This is a genomic window from Streptomyces sp. NPDC029152, assembly GCF_055564355.1.
In genome coordinates, this window is record NZ_JBVHWR010000022.1 from 41,192 (window position 1) to 60,163 (window position 18,972).

16 protein-coding genes and 1 pseudogene are annotated in these 18,972 nt (G+C 73.7%); 5 read left to right on the forward strand and 12 right to left on the reverse strand.

Translation table 11 applies throughout. The features are described 5' to 3' along the window. Window positions 1-37: 37 nt before the first annotated feature. Window positions 38-1,492: an aminotransferase class III-fold pyridoxal phosphate-dependent enzyme gene (locus ACZ4V6_RS31535; RefSeq protein ID WP_467834000.1), complete on the reverse strand. Its 1,455-nt coding sequence runs from the start codon at window positions 1,490-1,492 to the stop codon at window positions 38-40. A 307-nt stretch (window positions 1,493-1,799) separates the two neighbouring features. Here ACZ4V6_RS31535 and ACZ4V6_RS31540 point away from each other — a divergent pair, with 307 nt between their 5' ends. Both ACZ4V6_RS31540 and ACZ4V6_RS31545 read left to right on the forward strand, forming a co-directional pair. After that, window positions 1,800-3,023 carry a trypsin-like serine peptidase gene (locus ACZ4V6_RS31540; RefSeq protein ID WP_467834001.1) on the forward strand — a complete coding sequence of 408 codons (1,224 nt, stop codon included), beginning with the start codon at window positions 1,800-1,802 and terminating at the stop codon, window positions 3,021-3,023. A 118-nt stretch (window positions 3,024-3,141) separates the two neighbouring features. Beyond that, a pseudogene (locus tag ACZ4V6_RS31545) lies at window positions 3,142-3,498 on the forward strand (hypothetical protein); the annotation flags it as partial. Window positions 3,499-3,577: 79 nt separating this feature from the next. On the opposite strand, the gene hflX reads toward ACZ4V6_RS31545, so the two are convergent. From hflX to miaA, 6 genes are all read right to left on the reverse strand, one after another. Next, complete coding sequence (gene hflX, locus ACZ4V6_RS31550; protein WP_467834003.1) at window positions 3,578-5,071, reverse strand: GTPase HflX; 1,494 nt, start codon at window positions 5,069-5,071, stop codon at window positions 3,578-3,580. A gap of 150 nt (window positions 5,072-5,221) precedes the next feature. Further along, window positions 5,222-6,745, reverse strand: coding sequence for a M1 family metallopeptidase (locus tag ACZ4V6_RS31555; RefSeq protein ID WP_467834005.1), 1,524 nt, complete (start codon window positions 6,743-6,745; stop codon window positions 5,222-5,224). A gap of 112 nt (window positions 6,746-6,857) precedes the next feature. Beyond that, on the reverse strand, window positions 6,858-9,041 hold the full coding sequence (locus tag ACZ4V6_RS31560; protein ID WP_467834006.1) for a RelA/SpoT family protein: 2,184 nt from the start codon (window positions 9,039-9,041) through the stop codon (window positions 6,858-6,860). A gap of 216 nt (window positions 9,042-9,257) precedes the next feature. Beyond that, window positions 9,258-10,127 carry a diaminopimelate epimerase gene (gene dapF, locus ACZ4V6_RS31565; protein ID WP_467834008.1) on the reverse strand — a complete coding sequence of 290 codons (870 nt, stop codon included), beginning with the start codon at window positions 10,125-10,127 and terminating at the stop codon, window positions 9,258-9,260. 128 nt (window positions 10,128-10,255) lie between these two features. Beyond that, window positions 10,256-10,756, reverse strand: coding sequence for a hypothetical protein (locus ACZ4V6_RS31570; protein WP_467834074.1), 501 nt, complete (start codon window positions 10,754-10,756; stop codon window positions 10,256-10,258). A 107-nt stretch (window positions 10,757-10,863) separates the two neighbouring features. Then, window positions 10,864-11,802: a tRNA (adenosine(37)-N6)-dimethylallyltransferase MiaA gene (gene miaA / locus ACZ4V6_RS31575; protein WP_467834010.1), complete on the reverse strand. Its 939-nt coding sequence runs from the start codon at window positions 11,800-11,802 to the stop codon at window positions 10,864-10,866. 346 nt (window positions 11,803-12,148) lie between these two features. Between miaA and ACZ4V6_RS31580 the strand changes: the two genes are divergently transcribed. Then, on the forward strand, window positions 12,149-12,442 hold the full coding sequence (locus ACZ4V6_RS31580) for an antitoxin (RefSeq protein ID WP_467834012.1): 294 nt from the start codon (window positions 12,149-12,151) through the stop codon (window positions 12,440-12,442). Between the two features lie 77 nt (window positions 12,443-12,519). Here ACZ4V6_RS31580 and ACZ4V6_RS31585 read toward each other — a convergent pair whose 3' ends face one another. From ACZ4V6_RS31585 to ACZ4V6_RS31600, 4 genes are all read right to left on the reverse strand, one after another. Next, the gene (locus ACZ4V6_RS31585) at window positions 12,520-13,245 is read right to left on the reverse strand and encodes a class III extradiol dioxygenase subunit B-like domain-containing protein (RefSeq protein WP_467834014.1); all 726 of its coding nucleotides are present in this window, start codon (window positions 13,243-13,245) and stop codon (window positions 12,520-12,522) included. A 50-nt stretch (window positions 13,246-13,295) separates the two neighbouring features. Then, the gene (gene miaB / locus ACZ4V6_RS31590) at window positions 13,296-14,813 is read right to left on the reverse strand and encodes a tRNA (N6-isopentenyl adenosine(37)-C2)-methylthiotransferase MiaB (protein ID WP_467834016.1); all 1,518 of its coding nucleotides are present in this window, start codon (window positions 14,811-14,813) and stop codon (window positions 13,296-13,298) included. A 77-nt stretch (window positions 14,814-14,890) separates the two neighbouring features. Then, window positions 14,891-15,550 carry a response regulator gene (locus ACZ4V6_RS31595; protein WP_467834017.1) on the reverse strand — a complete coding sequence of 220 codons (660 nt, stop codon included), beginning with the start codon at window positions 15,548-15,550 and terminating at the stop codon, window positions 14,891-14,893. Beyond that, the gene (locus ACZ4V6_RS31600) at window positions 15,550-16,599 is read right to left on the reverse strand and encodes a HAMP domain-containing sensor histidine kinase (RefSeq protein WP_467834018.1); all 1,050 of its coding nucleotides are present in this window, start codon (window positions 16,597-16,599) and stop codon (window positions 15,550-15,552) included. Before ACZ4V6_RS31600 ends, ACZ4V6_RS31595 begins: the two co-directional genes overlap by 1 nt. A gap of 213 nt (window positions 16,600-16,812) precedes the next feature. On the opposite strand from ACZ4V6_RS31600, the gene ACZ4V6_RS31605 reads away from it, so the two are divergent. Next, a complete protein-coding gene (locus tag ACZ4V6_RS31605; protein WP_467834019.1) occupies window positions 16,813-17,298 on the forward strand; it encodes a cation:proton antiporter regulatory subunit in 486 nt (161 codons plus the stop codon). Between the two features lie 4 nt (window positions 17,299-17,302). After that, on the forward strand, window positions 17,303-18,535 hold the full coding sequence (locus ACZ4V6_RS31610; RefSeq protein WP_467834020.1) for a cation:proton antiporter: 1,233 nt from the start codon (window positions 17,303-17,305) through the stop codon (window positions 18,533-18,535). A 12-nt stretch (window positions 18,536-18,547) separates the two neighbouring features. On the opposite strand, the gene ACZ4V6_RS31615 is transcribed toward ACZ4V6_RS31610, so the two are convergent. Continuing rightward, entirely contained in the window at window positions 18,548-18,961 is a 414-nt protein-coding gene (locus ACZ4V6_RS31615) for a pyrophosphohydrolase domain-containing protein (RefSeq protein ID WP_467834021.1), read from the reverse strand. Between the last annotated feature and the right edge of the window lie 11 nt (window positions 18,962-18,972).

Genomic DNA, 18,972 nt, shown 5'->3' on the forward strand with positions numbered 1-18,972 from the left:
GGTGACGTGCTGTGCGGGGCGGCGTGGGCGGCGGGCATCAGCGCGAAGCGCCCGGCCCGCGGGACGGGGCACGGCCGGTTCCGGGTGGCGGTGCCGCCGCCACCGCCTGGACCGCGTCGGCCAGCCGGTCCAGTACCGCCGTCGCCTGTTCCTCGGTGATGGTCAGCGGCGGAACGAGTCGTACGACGTTCGCGCACGGGCCCGCGCGGTCCACGATGAGCCCGCGCCGCAGGCACTCCCGCTGGACGGCGACGGCCGTCTCCGGGGCAGCGGGGCGCTGTGCGCCGGCGGCGGCGCCGTGCTCGCCGTCCGCCGCCACCAGTTCGATCCCGATCATCAGTCCCCGCCCGCGCACGTCACCGACGCAGGGGAACTCCTCGGCCAGGCCCCGCAGTCGGGCCAGCATGCGGGCGCCCAGGGAGCGGGCGTGCTCGGCGAGCCGGTGTGCGCGGACGTGGGCGAGGGTCGCCGCGCCCGCGGCCAGGGCGAGTTGGTTGCCGCGGAAGGCGCCGGTGCCCGGGTCCCCCACGTGCAGGTCGTCGCGGTGGACGACCGCGGCCAGCGGCAGGCTGCCGCCGACGGCCTCGGGCAGGACGAGCACGTCCGGGACGATCCCGCTGTGTTCCACGGCCCAGAAGGCTCCGGTTCGTCCGGCTCCCGTCTCGGTCTCGTCGGCGATCAGCGGTACGGCCCGTTCGGCCGTGATCCGCCGGATGCGCCGCAACCAGGCGTCGGAGGCGGGGACCACACCGCCCTCGCCGTGCACCGGCCGGACGATCAGCCCGGCGGGCAGCGCCTGCTCCGGCCGGTGCACGGCGAGGGCGGACTCGACCCGCAGGGCGGTGGGTTCGGCTCCGTGCTCCCCGCCGGCTCCGAAGGCGCGGCGGTGGTCCCGCGGGTACGGCAGGCGTACGAACCGCGCGCCGGCGGTGGCGCCCGGTGCCGCGAACCCACCGGTCCCCGTGCCGTGGTGGGTGTCGGCGAAGGTGATCACCCGGTCCCGTCCGGTGGCGGCGCGGACGAGCCCGACGGCGGCGGCCGCGCCCGTGCCGGCCGGCCCGCAGAACCGCACGCGCGCGTGGTCGGCCAGCCCGGGCGGCAGGGTGCGCAGCAGCTCGGTGACGAAGGCGTCCTCCACCGGGGTGATGAGGTTCATGACCTGGAGCGGGGCTCCGGAGTCGAGCACCTTGCGGATGGCCTCCAGCACGACCGGGTGGTTGTGCCCCAGGACCGGCGTGCCGGCGCCGGAGACGCAGTCCAGGTAACGCCGGCCGTCCGCGCCTTCGATGATGAGGCCCCGGGCCCGGACCGGCACGATCGGCAGGGCGCGCGCGTGGGTACGGGCCGCGGACTCGCGCGCCGGCTGCCGCTTCGGTGCGCCCCCGGACACGGCGCACGCCCGTGAGGACGCCCCGCTCTCCGAGCGCCGGCCGGCAGACCTCCCGCCGCTCCCGGCCTCGGACTCCCGCTCCCCGTACACGGTTTCCGCCACGGTTCCCCGTCCTCCCGCCGTCCAGAGGCGCGTCGCGTGCCGCCCTCGTCGCCGCCCTCGGCATGGGGGCCGCGTCCGGGCAGCAGGCGCCCCACCGCTACCAACCCCCGGCCGCTCACCGGGTTACGGGTTGCCTCAAGATCCTTGCCGTGACGTAACCGTTGCCGTTCCGTCGGAACTCCCCCACAGCGACCGCATAGTGTGTGGTGCCGTTCCAGGACGCCGTGCGGGCCGCGCGGACCCTGCCCGGGTCCGGCGGCGAGCACGGCCGCAGCACCACTCGTTCACAGCTGGGGGAGTCAACACCATGCGATCCATACGGCCGTCGTTCAGCACGCGCGGGCACAGAGGCGGGCGGCGCAGGACCTCCTCCCTGCCGGCCGCCGTGGCCCTCGTCTCCGCACTCGTCCTCACCGCCACCGCCTGTGAGCCGGGGGACGACGAGGCGGGCGGCGACGCCTCCGCGTCCGTGGCGGACGGCGGCAACGGCGAGATCCGGATCCCGGACCACATCAAGGACAAGCTCAAGGAACACGGGATCGACGTCGACGAGTGGAAGAACGGCGCCTGGAAGAACTGGGACAAGGACGACTGGCTGCGCGAGGCGCAGGACTACGTCAACCCGATCATCGAGGACCTCTGGGACCCGGACCGCATGCGGGACGCCGAGGAACCGGACAAGGGTGTCGACGAAGGCGACCTCTCCGGTGACCAGGGGGTCACCGACCCGGAGCCGCAGCCGGTGCAGGCCGAGGCCGTGCCGCCGTCGTACCACGAGAACGCCGCCACGGCGGGCAAGGTGTTCTTCGACTCCCCCGAGGGCACCATGGTCTGCTCGGCGACGGTCGTGCAGGACCCGGCGCGTCCCGGCAAGTCGAACATGGTGTGGACGGCGGGCCACTGCGTGCACGCGGGCAAGAAGGGCGGCTGGTACCGCAACATCGCCTTCGTGCCGTCGTACAACGACTCCGGCGAGTCGACGGCCGAGCTGGAGGACGCGACGAAGGAGGAGGTCGCTCCCTTCGGCGTGTGGTGGGGCGACTGGGCGCAGACCTCGGACCAGTGGATCGAGCAGGGCGGTGCGACGGGCGGCGACGGCGCCTCGTACGACTTCGCGGTCATCCACGTGACGCCCGAGAAGGGCGGTGACGGCAAGTCGCTGGAGGAGACGGTCGGAGCCGCGCTGCCGGTGGACTTCAAGGCGCCCGCCGTGCCGGAGGTCGAGAGCATCACCGCGACCGGTTACCCGGCCGCGCCGCCGTACGACGGGCAGAAGCTGTTCCAGTGCGCGGACAAGCCGGGCCGGCTGTCGCTGACCGCCACGGATCCGACGATGTACCGCATCGGCTGCACCATGACGGGCGGTTCGTCCGGCGGCGGCTGGGTCGCGACGGGCTCCGACGGCAAGCCCGCGCTCGTGTCCAACACCTCGATCGGCCCGGTGACGGCCGGCTGGCTGGCCGGTCCGCGCCTCGGCGAGGAGGCCGAGGGCGTGTACGACGCGGTCAGCGGCAAGTTCGCCGGTCAGTGACCGGACGCTGAGCACACGGGGCGGCGGGGTGCGCCGGACGGACGCCGGCATCCCGCCGCGCGTGCCATGGGGGTTCGTTCCATCCGACGGGGGTCGTCCCACCACGCGTTCCACACGTGTGGGCGCCGCGCTGGACGTGGACTTCTCCGCTCCGTCCGCGTCCGAGGCCGGCGGCATGGGGGCCTGGGGCTGCCCGGCCGCACCGCCGTACAACGGACTGGAGGTGTTCAAGCGCGTCGACCGGTCCGGCCGGCTGTCGCTGAGCCCCTCGCCGCCGGCGATGTACCGCATCGGGTGCACCGTGACCGGCGGTTCGTCCGGCGGCGGGTGGTTCCGGGTGGTGGACGGCGAGACCAGACCGGTCTCGAACACCGCGATCGGTCCGCTGGACAACACCTGGCTCGCGGGACCGCGGCTGGGTCCGCAGGCCGAGGCGATGTACCAGAAGACGAGCAGGGCCTACGGCGGTCAGTGATCCTCACGGACCCGATCCGCACGGACCGAGGGCCCGTCTCCCGCACCGGCGGGAGACGGGCCCTCGGTCGTCACGGCTCTCAGGCGAGCGGCGCCGGAGCGTACGGCGTGAGCTCCGCCGCCAGCTCCTCGTGCACCCGGACCTTGAGCAGGGTGCCCTCCGGGGTGTGCTCCTCGGAGATCACCTCGCCCTCGTCGTGGGCGCGGGCGACCAGCTTGCCGCGGGTGTACGGCACGAGCGCCTCGATCTCCACCGACGGGCGCGGCAGCTCGCTGTCGATCAGCGCGAGCAGCTCGTCGATGTTCCGGCCGGTGCGTGCCGAGACCGCGATGGACCGCTTCTCGACGCGCATCAGCCGCTGGAGCGTCAGCGGGTCGGCCAGGTCGGCCTTGTTGATCACGACGATCTCGGGCACGTCGGTGGCGCCGACGTCCCTGATCACCTCGCGCACGGCGGCCAGCTGCTCCTCCGGGGCCGGGTGCGACCCGTCCACCACGTGCAGGATCAGGTCGGAGTCGCCGACCTCCTCCATCGTGGAGCGGAACGCCTCGACCAGGTGGTGCGGCAGGTGCCGGACGAAGCCGACGGTGTCCGCCAGGGTGTACAGACGGCCGCTCGGGGTCTCGGCGCGGCGCACGGTCGGGTCGAGGGTGGCGAACAGCGCGTTCTCCACCAGTACGCCCGCGCCGGTGAGGCGGTTGAGCAGCGAGGACTTGCCGGCGTTGGTGTAGCCGGCGATGGCCACGGACGGCACCTTGTTGCGCCGGCGCTCCTGGCGCTTGATCTCGCGGCCGGTCTTCATCTCCGCGATCTCCCGGCGCATCTTCGCCATCTTCTCGCGGATCCGGCGCCGGTCCGTCTCGATCTTGGTCTCACCGGGACCACGGGTGGCGAGACCGCCGCCCTTGCCGCCGCCCATCTGCCGGGACAGCGACTGACCCCAGCCGCGCAGCCGCGGCAGCATGTACTGCATCTGCGCGAGCGCGACCTGCGCCTTGCCCTCTCGGGACTTGGCGTGCTGGGCGAAGATGTCCAGGATCAGGGCCGTACGGTCGATGACCTTGACCTTGACGACGTCCTCGAGGTGGATGAGCTGGCCCGGGCTGAGCTCACCGTCGCAGATGACGGTGTCCGCGCCCGTCTCGACGACGACGTCCCGCAGCTCCTGGGCCTTGCCGGAGCCGATGTAGGTGGCCGCGTCGGGCTTGTCGCGGCGCTGGATCACGCCGTCGAGGACGAGCGCGCCCGCGGTCTCCGCGAGGGCGGCGAGCTCCGCGAGGGAGTTCTCCGCGTCCTGCACGGTGCCCGTGGTCCAGACGCCGACGAGGACGACCCGCTCCAGGCGGAGCTGGCGGTACTCGACCTCGGTGACGTCCTCGAGTTCGGTGGACAGGCCCGCCACCCGGCGCAGAGCCGCGCGGTCGGAGCGGTCGAACTGCTCGCCGTCCCACTCCGAGTCGATCTCGTGGCTCCAGGCGACGTCCTCTTCCATCAGGGCATCGGCCCGAAGGCCCTCGGGGTAGGTCTGCGCGAGACGCTTGGTGTCCTGGGAGGGGGAAGAAGAGGAGGTCATTGGATCCTTACGTAGCTGGGAAAGGTGTCGCGCGGCACTGATACCCGCGACACTGAGCACAACGCGCGAGCCGCCGGGGAGATTCCCGCGGCCCGTGCCGCGCCGTCCTGAAGATGGTCGCACGGCACGGGCCGTCTCGTCACCGGCTTATTACCCGCGGGCCTTGCCGGGGTCGGCCGTCGGCGCCTTGTCGGCCGCCGCCGGCTTCCAGTCCGGGTGGCCGGGCATCGGCGGGGTCTTCTCCCCGTACAGCCAGCCCTGGAAGAAGCCGCCCAGGTCACGGCCCGCGACCTCGGAGGCGAGCCGGACGAAGTCCGCGGTCGTCGCCGTGCGGTCCCGGTACCGGGCGGTCCATTCCCGTTCGAGGCGCTCGAAGGCCGGGGCACCGATCTCCTGGCGCAGGGCGTAGAGCACGAGCGCGGCCCCGTCGTAGACGTTGGCCCGGAAGATGCCGGTCTTGTCGCCCTTCTCCGGCGGCCTGGGCGCGGCCGGCGGTCCGCCCGCCGAGCGCCAGCGGTCGGACGTGCCGTAGGCGGCCTTCATCCTCGCCTCCATGGGCCTGCCGGCCTTCTCCTCGGCGTACAGGGCCTCGTACCAGGTGGCGTGGCCTTCGTTGAGCCAGAGGTCGGACCAGGAGTGCGGGCTGACGCTGTCGCCGAACCACTGGTGGGACAGTTCGTGCACCATGATCGACTCGACGTACCACCGGGGGTAGGCGGAGTCGTCGAACAGCTCCCGCTCGAAGAGGGACAGCGTCTGCGTCTCGAGTTCGAAGCCGGTGGTGGCGTCGGCCATGAGCACGCCGTAGGTCTCGAAGGGGTAGCGCCCGATCCTGCTCTCCATCCAGGCGATCTGACCGGGGGTCTTCCTCAGCCACGGTTCGAGTGCCGCGCGGTGCTCCGTCGGCACGACGTCGCGGACGGGCAGTCCGTGCGGGCCGGTGCGGTGCAGCACGGTGGAGCGGCCGATGGAGACCTGGGCCAGTTCGGTCGCCATGGGGTGTGCGGTCCGGTACGTCCAGGTGGTCGACCCGCCGGCCCGGTCCACGGCCGTCGGCAGCCCGTTCGCGACCGCGGTGAGCCCGTCGGGGGCGGTGACCCGGATGGTGAAGCGCGCCTTGTCGGAGGGGTGGTCGTTGCAGGGGAACACCAGGTGGGCGACGTCGGCCTGGTTGGCCATGGCGAGCCCGTCGGCGGTGCGCACCCAGCCGCCCTGCCGGCCCTCGGGAGACACGGGGTCGCTGCTGTGCCGCACGGTGATCCGCGTCCGCTCGCCCTCGTCGAGCGGCTCCACGGGCGTGACCACGAGGTCCTCGCCGGCCGTGGTGAAGCCGGCGGGCTCGCCGTCGACCTCGACCGACTCGACCTCTCCGTGGGTGAAGTCGAGGTTGATCCGGTCCAGGTCCGCCGTCGTGCGGGCGTCGATGGTGGTGACGGCCTTCAGCGGCTTGCTGTTGCTTCCGGAGTAGGTGAAGGACAGGTCGTACGCGGCCACGTCGTACCCGGGATTGCCCAGGTGCGGGAAGAGCCGGTCGCCGACGCCCAGGGGGGCCGGCGGTGCGCTCGCGGCGACCAGGCATACGGAGACGGCCGAGGCGAGCAGCGCCGCGGCCCTGAGCCGGCGGCGGGTTCGCGCGCGGGGGCGGGAAGCCGGGGTGTGGGGGGTGTGCAGCATCCCCCACGGCTATCAGCGCGCGCGTGCGCCGCGGTGACGGCGCGCGCCCGGAGCACCCGAACGGGTAACGCCGCGCCCGGTCCGCTCACGGCAGGCCCGGCACCGCTCCGGCTCAGGCGCCCGTCGGCTGCGGTTGTGCCCTGCTCACGTCGTAGACGCCGGCCACGTCGCGCATCGCGCGCATGAGGGCGGGCAGCCTGGCCGCGTCGGGCAGCAGCACGGTGTAGGTGTGGCGGACCCGCTGCCGGTCGGGGGGTTCGACGGTCGCGGAGACGATCTCCGCGCCTTCGAGGGCCATGGCCTCGGTGAGGTCGGCCAGGAGGTGCGGGCGGCCGAACGATTCGGCGAGCAGCGTGACCCGGCACCCGGTGGACTCGCCCCAGCGCACCCCGATCTCCGGACGTCCCCCGCTCTTCATGCGCGCCACCACGGCGCACTCCGCGCGGTGCACGGTCACCACTCCCCCGCGCACGGCGAAACCGGTGATCTCGTCGGGCGGTACGGGGGTGCAGCAGCGGGCCAGCCGCACGGTCGCGCCGGGCCGGTCGACGAGCACGTCGGCGGGCGCGGGGCGGGTCACCGGCCCGTCCGCGGCCGGACGCGGGGCGGGCGCGCCCGCGCCCGGTGCCGGTTCGGCGGGCCGCTCGTGGGCCGCGTCCTCGGTGCCGTCGGGCGCGGGCGCCGGACGGGCCGCGAGCCGACGCTGGATGGCGATCCGGGCGGTGGGCGTGCGGGCGTGCTCCAGCCACTCCCGGGAGGGCTCGGACGCGGGGTCCTGCCCCATCAGGAGCTGCACGGTGTCGCCGTCCCGGAGCACCGTGCTCATCGTCGCCAGGCGGCCGTTGACGTAGGCGCCCATGGCCGCGTGCGCGTCCTCGCCGTACTGGGCGTACGCGGCGTCCACGCAGGTCGCGCCCTCGGGCAGGCCGAGGGTGCCGCCGTCGGGACGGAAGACGGTGATCTCCCGGTCCTGGGCGAGGTCCTCGCGCAGGGTGGACCAGAAGGTGTCGGGGTCGGGAGCGCTCCGCTGCCAGTCGAGCAGCCGGGAGAGCCAGCCGGGCCGGGTGGGGTCGGCGCGCTCGCCGTCGCCCGTGCCCTGCTCCTCCGCCGGGACGGCGTAGGGGTTGCCGAGCGCGACGACTCCGGCCTCGGCGACCTTGTGCATCTGATGGGTGCGGATGAGGACCTCGACGACCTGTCCGTCCTGCGCGCGGGCCACGGCGGTGTGCAGCGACTGGTACAGGTTGAACTTGGGTACGGCGATGAAGTCCTTGAACTCCGAGACGACGGGCGCCATGCAGGTGTGCAGCTCGCCGAGGACGGCGTAACAGTCGGCGTCCTCCTGGACGAGGACCAGCAGACGGCCGAAGTCGACGCCGGAGAGGGGACCGCGCTTGCGGGAGACGCGGTGCACGGAGACGAAGTGCCGGGGCCTGATGAGCACCTCGGCGGTGATGCCGGCCTCGCGGAGCACCTTGCGCACCTCGTCGGCGACGGCGGCGAGCGGGTCGTCGGCGCGTGCCGCGTTCTCGGCGATCAGCTCGCGCGTGCGTGCGTGCTCCTCGGGGTGCAGCACCGCGAAGACGAGGTCCTCCAGCTCGGACTTGAGCGCCTGGACGCCGAGCCGCTCGGCGAGCGGGATGAGGACGTCCCGCGTGACCTTGGCGATGCGTTCCTGCTTCTCCCGGCGCATGACGCCGAGGGTGCGCATGTTGTGGAGCCGGTCGGCGAGTTTGATCGACATCACGCGGACGTCGTTGCCGGTGGCGACGAGCATCTTGCGGAAGGTCTCGGGCTCGGCGGCGGCGCCGTAGTCGACCTTCTCCAGTTTGGTGACGCCGTCGACGAGGTAGCGGACCTCGGCGCCGAACTCTTCGCCCACCTGGTCCAGCGTCACGTCGGTGTCCTCGACGGTGTCGTGGAGGAGCGAGGCGGTCAGGGTCGTCGTCTCCGCTCCGAGCTCGGCGAGGATCAGGGTCACGGCGAGCGGGTGGGTGATGTACGGCTCGCCGCTCTTGCGCATCTGGCCGCGGTGGGAGGACTCGGCCAGCAGGTAGGCACGGCGCAGGGGGTCGAGGTCGGCGTCGGGATGGTGGGCGCGGTGGGCCTCGACGACGTGGCCGATCGCGTCGGGCAGCCGGTCGCGCGCGGTGGAGCCGAGGAGCGCGGCACGGCCCAGACGGCGCAGGTCGAGCCGGGGGCGCGCCTTCCTGCGGGGCGCCGCCGGGTCGGCGGCGCCGGCGGTCGGCGGCGTCACGGGGCCTGGGCTCGCGGGATTCACGGCCTCCGCATTCATGGGCACCTCCGGCTGCACGGACCGGCGGACGGGGTGCCCCAGGGCGGACACGGCTCAGGGGATGGCATCGTTCCCCCGTCCGGGCCGGTGCTTGATGCTATCGAGCCCATCACGTACGGCTGACCGCCTCTCGCCGAGCGTGAAACGGATCACCCATTCGAGCGAAGGCCCGAGGGTTTACGTTTTCGCACTGAGTGTCATGGTCCGGGCTGTGGTTCAGGTCAGGGCCCCCTCCAGCCAGGTCGCGTCGATCTCGCCCTCGGCCACGATCACCGCGGGGCCGGTCATCTCGATCTCCCCGTCGGGCCGTTCGGTGATCACCAGGGTGCCGCCGGGGACGTCGACGGTGTACGTCACCGGGGTGCCGGTGGCCGCCGGGTCGGCACCGTCCCTGCGGGCGGTGGCGACGGCGACGGCGCACGCTCCGGTGCCGCACGAACGGGTCTCCCCCGAGCCGCGCTCGTGCACGCGCATCGCCACGTGGCGGGGCCCGCGGTCGGCCACGAACTCGACGTTCACCCCGTCCGGGTAGGCCTCGGCCGGCCGGAACGGCGGCGGGGCGTACAGGTCGCCCGCCTCCTCCAGGTCGGCGACGAAGGCCACGGCGTGCGGATTGCCCATGTTCACGTTCCGCGCGGGCCAGCTGCGCTCGCCGACGCTCACCTCGACCTCGCCCTCGGGGAGCAGGGCCCGGCCCATGCCGACGGTGACGTCGCCGTCCTTGGACAGGTGCACCCGCTTCACGCCCGCGCGCGTGGCGACGGCGAGGTCGCCCGCGGTGACGTGGCCGGCGTGCTGGAGGTAGCGCGCGAAGACCCGCACGCCGTTGCCGCACATCTCGGCGACGGAGCCGTCGCCGTTGCGGTAGTCCATGAACCACTCCGCCTCGGCCGCCATGTCCTCGGCCTCGGGGTGCGCCGCGGACCGCACGACGTGCAGCAGTCCGTCGCCGCCGATGCCCGCGCGGCGGTCGCACAGGGCGGCGACGGCGGCGGGCGGCAGGTCGATGGCGTTCTCCGGGTCCGGGACGATCACGAAGTCGTTCTCGGTGCCGTGACCCTTGAGGAAGGCGATCCGCGTGCTCATCCCTCGATCGTACGGCGTACCCGCGACACGACGACGAGCGCTCCGGCCCTCGGGACGACGGTGCCCGCGCGGGGCCGCCCGCCGGCACCGGTGCGGTTCCGCACCGCGGTCCCGCGGGGCCCGCGGCGTCAGCCGCGCAGGCGGGCCACCCGCCACACGGCCAGGACGACGACGACGGTGACCGTGAGGACGTACGCGAGGATCACCCGCCAGTCGGCGCGGCGTCCCGAGCCGCGCTGCGGCAGGCCCGGCCAGGTGTGGCCGACCCGGCGGGCGGCCATCATGCCCCAGCCGGCCGCGCAGGAGCAGATCAGCAGGCCCAGCATCGCGATCACGGCGCCGCTGTCACCGAAGTCGAAGGCGAGCGGGAAGGCGAACATCAGGGAGCCGAGCGAGGCCAGGCACACGATGGGCGCGAGCTGCCAGATCCGCAGCCGTCGCTGCGGACGCAGCTCCACCTCGACCTCGTCCCCGTACATCTCGCCGGGTTCGGGGCCGTCGGCGGCCACGCCGTCCGGTGTCTCGTCGGGGCCGTCGGGGCTCAGGCCGGCTCCGTCCGGCTCCGTCCCGCCGTGGTCGGCGGTGCCGTGCTCGGTGCTCGGTGCGGTGTCACGAGGGCCGGCCTCCATCGCCACGCGCCCTCCCCACTAGGACTCACTCGGTCGATCGAAGCTCGATGATGGCACGGCGCCGAAGGCCGCGATGACGGCCGGGGCGTCCCGATGCCATCACGTGATCAGGCTGTAACCGGTCGTTCGACCAACGACAGCGCGCGTCGCGGAAGTTCCGTGCGATCCGCCACAGCCCCACTCAGCCAGTGCACCCGCGGATCGCGCCTGAACCACGAATCCTGACGGCGCGCGAAGCGCTTGGTGGCACGGACGGTCTCGGTCCGCGCCTCCTCCAGCGTGCACTCTCCGGCGAGCGCCGCGAGCACCTGCTGGTAGCCCAGCGCGCGCGACGCCGTACGCCCCTCGCGCAACCCCTGCGCCTCCAGCGCCCGCACCTCGTCCACCAGTCCGGCCTCCCACATCCGGTCGACCCGGCGGGCGATGCGCTCGTCCAGTTCGGGGCGGGCCACGTCGACGCCGATCTGCACGGTGTCGTAGACCGAGTCGTGGCCGGGGAGGTTGGCGGTGAACGGCTTGCCGGTGATCTCGATCACTTCCAGGGCCCGCACGATCCGGCGCCCGTTGCTCGGCAGGATCGCCCGCGCGGCACCGGGGTCGGCGGCGGCCAGCCGCGCGTGCAGCGCCCCCGGTCCGCGGAGCACGAGCTCCTCCTCCAGCCGGGCCCTGACCTCGGGGTCGGTGCCGGGGAAGTCCAGGTTGTCGACGGCACCGCGGACGTACAGTCCCGATCCGCCGACCAGGACCGGCCAGCGGCCCTCGGCGAGCAGCGCGTCGATCCGCTCCCGCGCGAGGCGCTGGTACTCGGCGACCGAGGCCGTGACGGTCACGTCCCAGACGTCGAGCAGGTGGTGCGGGACGCCGCCGCGCTCCTCGGGCGTCAGCTTGGCGGTGCCGATGTCCATCCCTCGGTAGAGCTGCATGGAGTCGGCGTTGACGACCTCGCCTCCGAGCCGCCGGGCCAGGAAGACGCCCAGATCGGACTTTCCGGCCGCGGTGGGACCGACGACGGCGATGACGCGGGGGGCGGGGGGTGCGCTGCTCACCGCCCCAGTGTCCCAAACCCCGCGCCCCGCCCTCGAACGAGTTACGTGACCGCGTGAACGGGTCCCGTCGCCCGTTGCGGGCTCTCGTCCCCGGCTCGTCGGCCGCGACGGTGCGAGCGGCCGCACCGGATGCCGCGTGATGTCGCCCACACGAGTACCGTATGGAGTTGATACGGGCGCTTTGCGCGGCTTCTCCGGAGGTCGAGGACCACGGGGGAGGCGTCGGCCGCCGAGCCACCGGCCCCGGGAGCGCCGGGTCCCCGAGCAGCGGTCCGCGGACGGAGCCGTCGACGACGAGGCCGGCAAGGACGCCCGCACCCGACCGCTCCCCGAGGGAGGGCGAACCATGGGTCTGCTGGACAACCTGAAGGCCAGGATGGGGCCGGCGAAGGACAAGGTGTCCGACCTCGCGCAGCAGCACGGGGGCAAGATCGACCGCGGTCTCGACAAGGTGGCGAGGACCGTCGACGAGAGGACCAGGGGCAAGTACAGCGACCGGATCCGGACGAGTACGGGCAAGGCCAAGGACGCCGTGGACCGTCTCGCCCACAAGGACCACGGCGAAGGCGCTTCGGGCACCCCGCCCGGGGGCACGCCTCCGGGCGGGCCGCCACCGGCGGGACCACCGCCGGCTTCCTGATCCGCCGTCCCGTTCCCGGTGCGCACGGCGTCCCGTCGCCGGTTCGCCCGGCCCGGCCCGTTGCCGCGGCCGGTGCCCTACGACCAGGCGGCCGCCACGTAGCCCACTCCGTACGGCGCGTCCTCGTACAGCAGCGCACCGGTGAGGGCCGTGTTCCCGGCCGCGCCCGCCAGGACCTGCCAGGGGGCCCGCCCGGACACCTTCAGCTCGCGGGCCAGTCCGGAGTCCAGCGCCGCGAGGGCGGCCACGTCCGCCGCCCCCAGGGCACGCCCGGCCTCCGCGTCGAAGGGCGCCGCCCGCTCGTCCAGGTACCCGGGGGCCTTGAGCGTGCGGCACGCGCTGGCGTCGCCCAGCACCAGCAGCGCCACCCGCGGTGCCCGCGTGGCGATCTCCCGGCCGAGGGCGGCGCACCGCTCGGGCGGCAGGTGCTCGCCGACGCCGAGCCCCTCGACGGGGGCGTCGGACCACCCGGCCCGCGAGAGCAGCCAGGCGCCCACGGCTAGGCCGTACGGCAGCTCGGACCCGGGCTGCGGTTCCCCGCCCGGAGCCTCGTCCGCGCCGAGGCACACGTCGAGCTCCACGCCGAAGCCGCGGAACGAGCCGCGCGTGCCCGCCGGGTAGGTCCGGGGCCCGGCGTCCGGTGCGGGGCCGACGACCACGAGCCGGTCGGGCCGGGCGGCGGCGAGCACGCCCAGCGCGTCCGTGCACGCGGCGCGCGCGGCGTCCAGCTCGGGTGCGGCGCCCGCGGCGACCTCCGGTACGAGGAGCGGCGGGCAGGGGCAGACTGCGGCGGCGACAAGCATGATCGGCAGCGTAACCCCGCGCGCCCGCGGGGAGGCGGCGCGCCCTGCGGTCAGTCGCAGCCGCAGCCGCTCGCCACGGCGGGCTGGGGCTCGGGCACGCCGATCTTCGGCAGGCCCAGCATGACGCCGGCGGGCTTGGCCTGCTCGGCGGCGTTGCGCTTCTCCCAGGCGTCGCCCGCGCGCGTACGGCGCACGTCGAGCACCGCGCCCTCGGCGAGGAGGTGGTGCGGGGCGGCGTAGGTGATCTCGACGGTCACCACGTCGCCGGGGCGGACCTCCTGGCCGGGCTTGGTGAAGTGCACGAGGCGGTTGTCGGGGGCGCGGCCGGAGAGGCGGTGGGTGGTGCCGTCCTTGCGGCCCTCGCCCTCGGCGACCATCAGCTCGACGGTGCGGCCGACCTGCTTCTTGTTCTCCTCCCAGGAGATCTCCTCCTGGAGGGCGACGAGCCGCTCGTACCGCTCCTGCACGACGGCCTTGGGGATCTGGCCGTCCATCTCGGCGGCCGGGGTGCCGGGCCGCTTGGAGTACTGGAAGGTGAAGGCCTGGGCGAACCGGGCCTCGCGCACCACGTGCAGCGTCTGCTGGAAGTCCTCCTCGGTCTCACCGGGGAAGCCCACGATGATGTCGGTGGTGATCGCCGCGTGCGGGATGGCGGCCCGCACCTTCTCGATGATCCCCAGGAAGCGCTCCTGCCGGTAGGAGCGGCGCATCGCCTTCAGGACCGGGTCCGAGCCGGACTGCAGCGGCATGTGCAGCTGCGGCATCACGTTCGGCGTCTCGGCCATGGCGGCGATGACGTCGTCGGTGAAGTCGCGCGGGTGCGGGGAGGTGAAGCGGACCCGCTCCAGGCCCTCGATGTTCCCGCAGGCCCGCAGCAGCTTGCTGAAGGCCTCGCGGTCGCCGATGTCGGAGCCGTACGCGTTGACGTTCTGGCCGAGCAGGGTGATCTCCGAGACGCCCTCGGCGACCAGGGCCTCGATCTCGGCGAGGATGTCGCCGGGACGGCGGTCCTTCTCCTTGCCGCGCAGCGCCGGGACGATGCAGAAGGTGCAGGTGTTGTTGCAGCCGACGGAGATGGAGACCCAGGCCGCGTACGCGCTCTCGCGCCGGGTCGGCAGCGTGGACGGGAACGCCTCCAGGGACTCGGCGATCTCGACCTGCGCCTCCTCCTGGACGCGGGCGCGTTCCAGCAGGACGGGCAGCTTGCCGATGTTGTGCGTGCCGAAGACGACGTCGACCCAGGGGGCGCGCTTCACGATGGTGTCGCGGTCCTTCTGCGCCAGGCAGCCGCCGACCGCGATCTGCATCCCGGGCCGGCTCGCCTTCTTCGGGGCGAGGTGGCCGAGGTTGCCGTACAGCTTGTTGTCGGCGTTCTCGCGCACGGCGCAGGTGTTGAAGACGACGACGTCCGCGTCGCCGTCGGAACCCTCGGGGGCGCGGACGTAGCCCGCGTCCTCCAGCAGCCCGGACAACCGCTCGGAGTCGTGGACGTTCATCTGGCACCCGTAGGTGCGTACTTCGTAGGTGCGCGTGCCGCCCGCTGACTGGCTCCGGTCGATGCTGCTCATGGCACTAAGGGTAGGCGGTCCGCGGCGGTGGCCCGGGCCGCCTGTGGACAACCGGGGTCCCGGCGGTCCGGGGCCGGTCAGGGCTCGATGAGGCCCGCGCGGATCGCGTACCGGGTGAGTTCCAGCCGGTCGCGGACGCCCAGCTTCTGCAGGAGGTTGGCGCGGTGGCGTTCGACGGTCTTGGCGCTGATGAACAGCAGCTCGCCGATCTCCTTGGAGGTGTGGCCCTCGGCGACGAGTTTGAGGATCTCCTCCTCGCGTTCGGTGATGGGCCGCTCGGGCAGGCCGCCGCCCCTGTGCAGACGGTCCAGGTAGGAGCGGACGAGGGCCCGCTCCGCGCCCGGGTAGATGAACGGCTCGTCGCGCACGGCCGCCCGGCACGCCTCGACCAGGTCGCGGTCGGCGACGGATTTGAGGACGTATCCGCAGGCCCCGGCCTTGAGGGCTTCGAAGAAGTACTGCTCGTTGTCGTACATGGTCAGGATGAGGATGCGCAGCCGCGGCAGGCGGCGGGAGAGTTCACGGGCCGCCTGGAGACCGGTCATGCGGGGCATGGCGACGTCCAGGACGGCGAGGTCGGCCTCGGTGGCCCGGGCCGCGGCGACGGCCTCGGCGCCGTCCCCGGCCTCGGCGACGACCGTCAGGTCCGGTTCGCCGTCCAGGATGAGGCGCACTCCACGGCGGACGAGGGTGTGGTCGTCGGCGAGCAGGACGCGGATCGGGGGCCGTGCGGACATCAGGTGCGGTCTCCGGTGCGGTCTGCGGGATGGGTGGCCGGACCCGTGATCCGGTCCGCGGTCGGCTCGGCGGCCCGGACCGTGGCCGGGTCCGCGGTGGCGTCCCCGGGCCGGGCCGGGGCGGGGACGCGCAGGCGTACGCCGGTGCCCCGTCCGGGGGCGGTTTCGAGGTGGATCTCGGCTCCGATCAGCAGGGCCCGCTCGCGCATCCCGCGGATGCCGGCGCCCTCGGGGGTGTCGCCGAGGCCGGTGCCGTTGTCGCGGACGAGCAGTTCGATGCCGCCGGGCAGTGGGCGCAGGGTGAGGTCGGCGCGGTCGGCGGCGGCGTGACGGGCGGTGTTGGTCAGGCTCTCCTGGGCGACCCGGTAGATCACCAGTTCCGCCTCCGGGGAGAGCCGGGGCAGGTCGCCGGGGACGTGGGGGGTGACGGTGAGCCCGTGGTGCGTGAACTCGGCGGCGAGCGCGCGCAGGGCGCTGGCGAGGCCGAGCTCCTCCAGGACGCCGGGGCGCAGCCGGCGCGCGATGCGGCGGATCTCGTCCAGGCCGGCGCGGGTGGCCTCCTGGGCGAGGGACACCTCCTCGCGCAGCTCGCCGGGCACCCGGTCGGCGACGCGTTTGAGCTGGAGCAGGACGGCGGTGAGGGTCTGGCCGACCTCGTCGTGCAGCTCGCGGGCGATGCGGTGGCGCTCGCGCTCCTGGGCGTGCAGCGCGCGGCCGGCGCCGGCGGCGCGTTCGGCCTGGAGCCGGTCGAGCATCGTGTTGTACGTCGCGATCAGCTCGGCGGCCTCGGCGGGTCCGGCGACCTCCGGGCGGGTGCCGGGCACCAGCAGGTCGGCGGTGCTCATGGCGCGGCCCAGCCGCTGCAGCGGGGTGAGCCCTATGCGCAGGACGACCGCGTTGCCGGCCAGCAGGGCGGTGAGGCCGGCGAGCAGGACGAGCGCCTCGTGCGGCAGGACGGGCGTCGAGACGGTGACCGGTCCCAGCAGCAGCGCGGTGGCCGCGACCAGGCCCGCGGCGTTGAGCGAGAAGATCCGCCAGAACAGCGACACGGTCCGCTTTCCGCTCCTTCCGGCCCTCGCCCGCAACACGGCCGGGACCAGTCTCGCCGACCACGACCGGATCCGTATATCCGTCATGACACCCATACCGCCACCGTACGTGCGGATGACAGCATGACGAGGTCGCGAGCACGTCACGGACGTGCGGAAACGCGCAGCCGGACAAGCAACGCATGCAGGACGAACAAAGCGAGGGGAAGACCTGTGTCCGCACCACGCCTGAGGGCGACGCCGCTACCGGGCATCGGGGTCCAGTACGACCTGGTGACCCGGGAACACCGTCATCTGTCGGTGGTGGCGCACCGCGACGGCGCCCGCACGGTGAACGTGTACCGGGCCGACGACCCCGACTCCTGCGCCCACTCGCTCCGGCTCACCGGGCAGGAGGCCGACGCGCTGATCGACACGCTGAAGCCGGCCCACCACAGCGCGAGCCTGCTGTACACGACCGACCTGGGGCTGGTCGCCGAGCGGATCGAGGTGTCCGCGACGTCCCGCTGGAACGGGCGGGTACTGGGCGACACGCGGATGCGCACCGACACGGGCGCGTCGGTCGTGGCGGTGCTGCGCCGGGCCGAGGCGGTCCCGTCGCCCGCACCGGACTTCCGGCTGGCCGGCGGTGACATCCTGATCGTCATCGGCACCCGTGAGGGCGTCGACTCCGCCGCGGCGATACTCGGGCGGGAGTGAGCCTGTGCACTCCGCGGTTCTGCTGATCGAGTTCGGTTCCATCATCCTGGGGCTCGGGCTGCTCGGCCGGTTCGCCGGCCGCTACCGCCTCTCCCCCATCCCCCTGTACCTGCTGGCCGGCCTGGCCTTCGGCGAGGGCGGGCTGCTGCCGCTGGGCGCGAGCGAGGAGTTCGTCGCGACGGGCGCCGAGATCGGCGTCATCCTGCTGCTGCTGATGCTCGGCCTGGAGTACACGGCCGGTGACCTGGTCACCAACCTGAAGTCGCACTATCCCGCCGGCCTGGTCGACTGCGCGCTCAACGCGGTGCCCGGCGCGGTGGCCGCGCTGCTGCTGGGCTGGGGCCCGGTGGCCGCCGTGGTCCTGGCCGGCGTCACCTGGATCTCGTCGTCCGGTGTCATCGCGAAGGTCCTCGGCGACCTGGGCCGGGTCGGCAACCGGGAGACGCCGGTGATCCTGAGCGTGCTGGTCCTGGAGGACCTGGCGATGGCGGTGTACCTGCCGATCGTCACCGCGCTGGTGGCCGGCGCCGGGCTGATGACTGGCAGCATCACGCTGGCGGTCGCGCTGGCCGCCGCCGGACTGGTGCTGTTCGTGGCGGTCCGCTACGGCCGGCTGATCTCCCGGTTCGTCTCCAGCGACGACCCGGAGAAGCTGCTGCTGGTGGTGCTGGGCCTGACGATCCTGGTCGCGGGCGTCGCCCAGCAGCTCCAGGTGTCGGCCGCGGTCGGGGCGTTCCTGGTGGGCATCGCGCTGTCCGGGGAGGTCGCGGAGGGTGCGCACACGCTGCTGAGCCCGCTGCGGGACCTGTTCGCCGCCGTCTTCTTCGTCTTCTTCGGCCTGCACACCGACCCGGCCAGCATCCCTCCGGTGCTGCTGCCCGCGCTGGCGCTGGCCCTGCTCACCGCCGTGACGAAGATCGCCACCGGGTACTGGGCGGCGCGGCGCGCCGGGATCTCCGTCAAGGGCCGCTGGCGCGCCGGGGGCGCGCTGGTGGCGCGCGGCGAGTTCTCCATCGTCATCGCCGGACTGGCGGTGTCGGCCGGTATCGAACCGTCCCTGGGCCCGCTGGCCACGGCCTACGTCCTCATCCTGGTCGTCCTCGGCCCCCTCACCGCCCGCTTCACCGAGCCGCTGGCGATGCGCCTGTTCCGCCGCCGCGACAACCCCGACCGGCCCGCGGACGTGCCCGACGGGGCGCCCCGGCCCGCGGGGGCGGAGGCGTCGGTGCGCGACTGAACCGGGCCGGGGTCAGGCGTCCTGCGCCCCGGGCTCCCACCCCTGCCGGCGCAGGACGCCCGTCACGTCCGGGGCCTCGTAGTGGTCGCCCTTGAGCACCTTGCCGTCGGCTCTGCGGCTCACCCGGCCGTCGGGGCCCAACTTGGTCATGTTGGAACGGTGGACCTCGGCGATCACCGCGTCGAGGTCGATGCCGTGGACGAGGGCCGTGCCGTAGGCGACGTAGACCACGTCGGCCAGTTCGTGCGCGAGCCGGTCGAGCGGACCGGTCACCGACACCTCGGCCACCTCCGCGGCCTCCTCGGCGAGCAGCGCGCCCCGCTGGGCGGCCAGGGCGGGCGCGACCTCGGTCGGCGTGCTGCGGGCGTCCAGCCCGAAGGCCAGGTGGAAGGCGCGGACCAGGTCGGCGGGCGAGGAGCTGCTCATGCCGACGACTG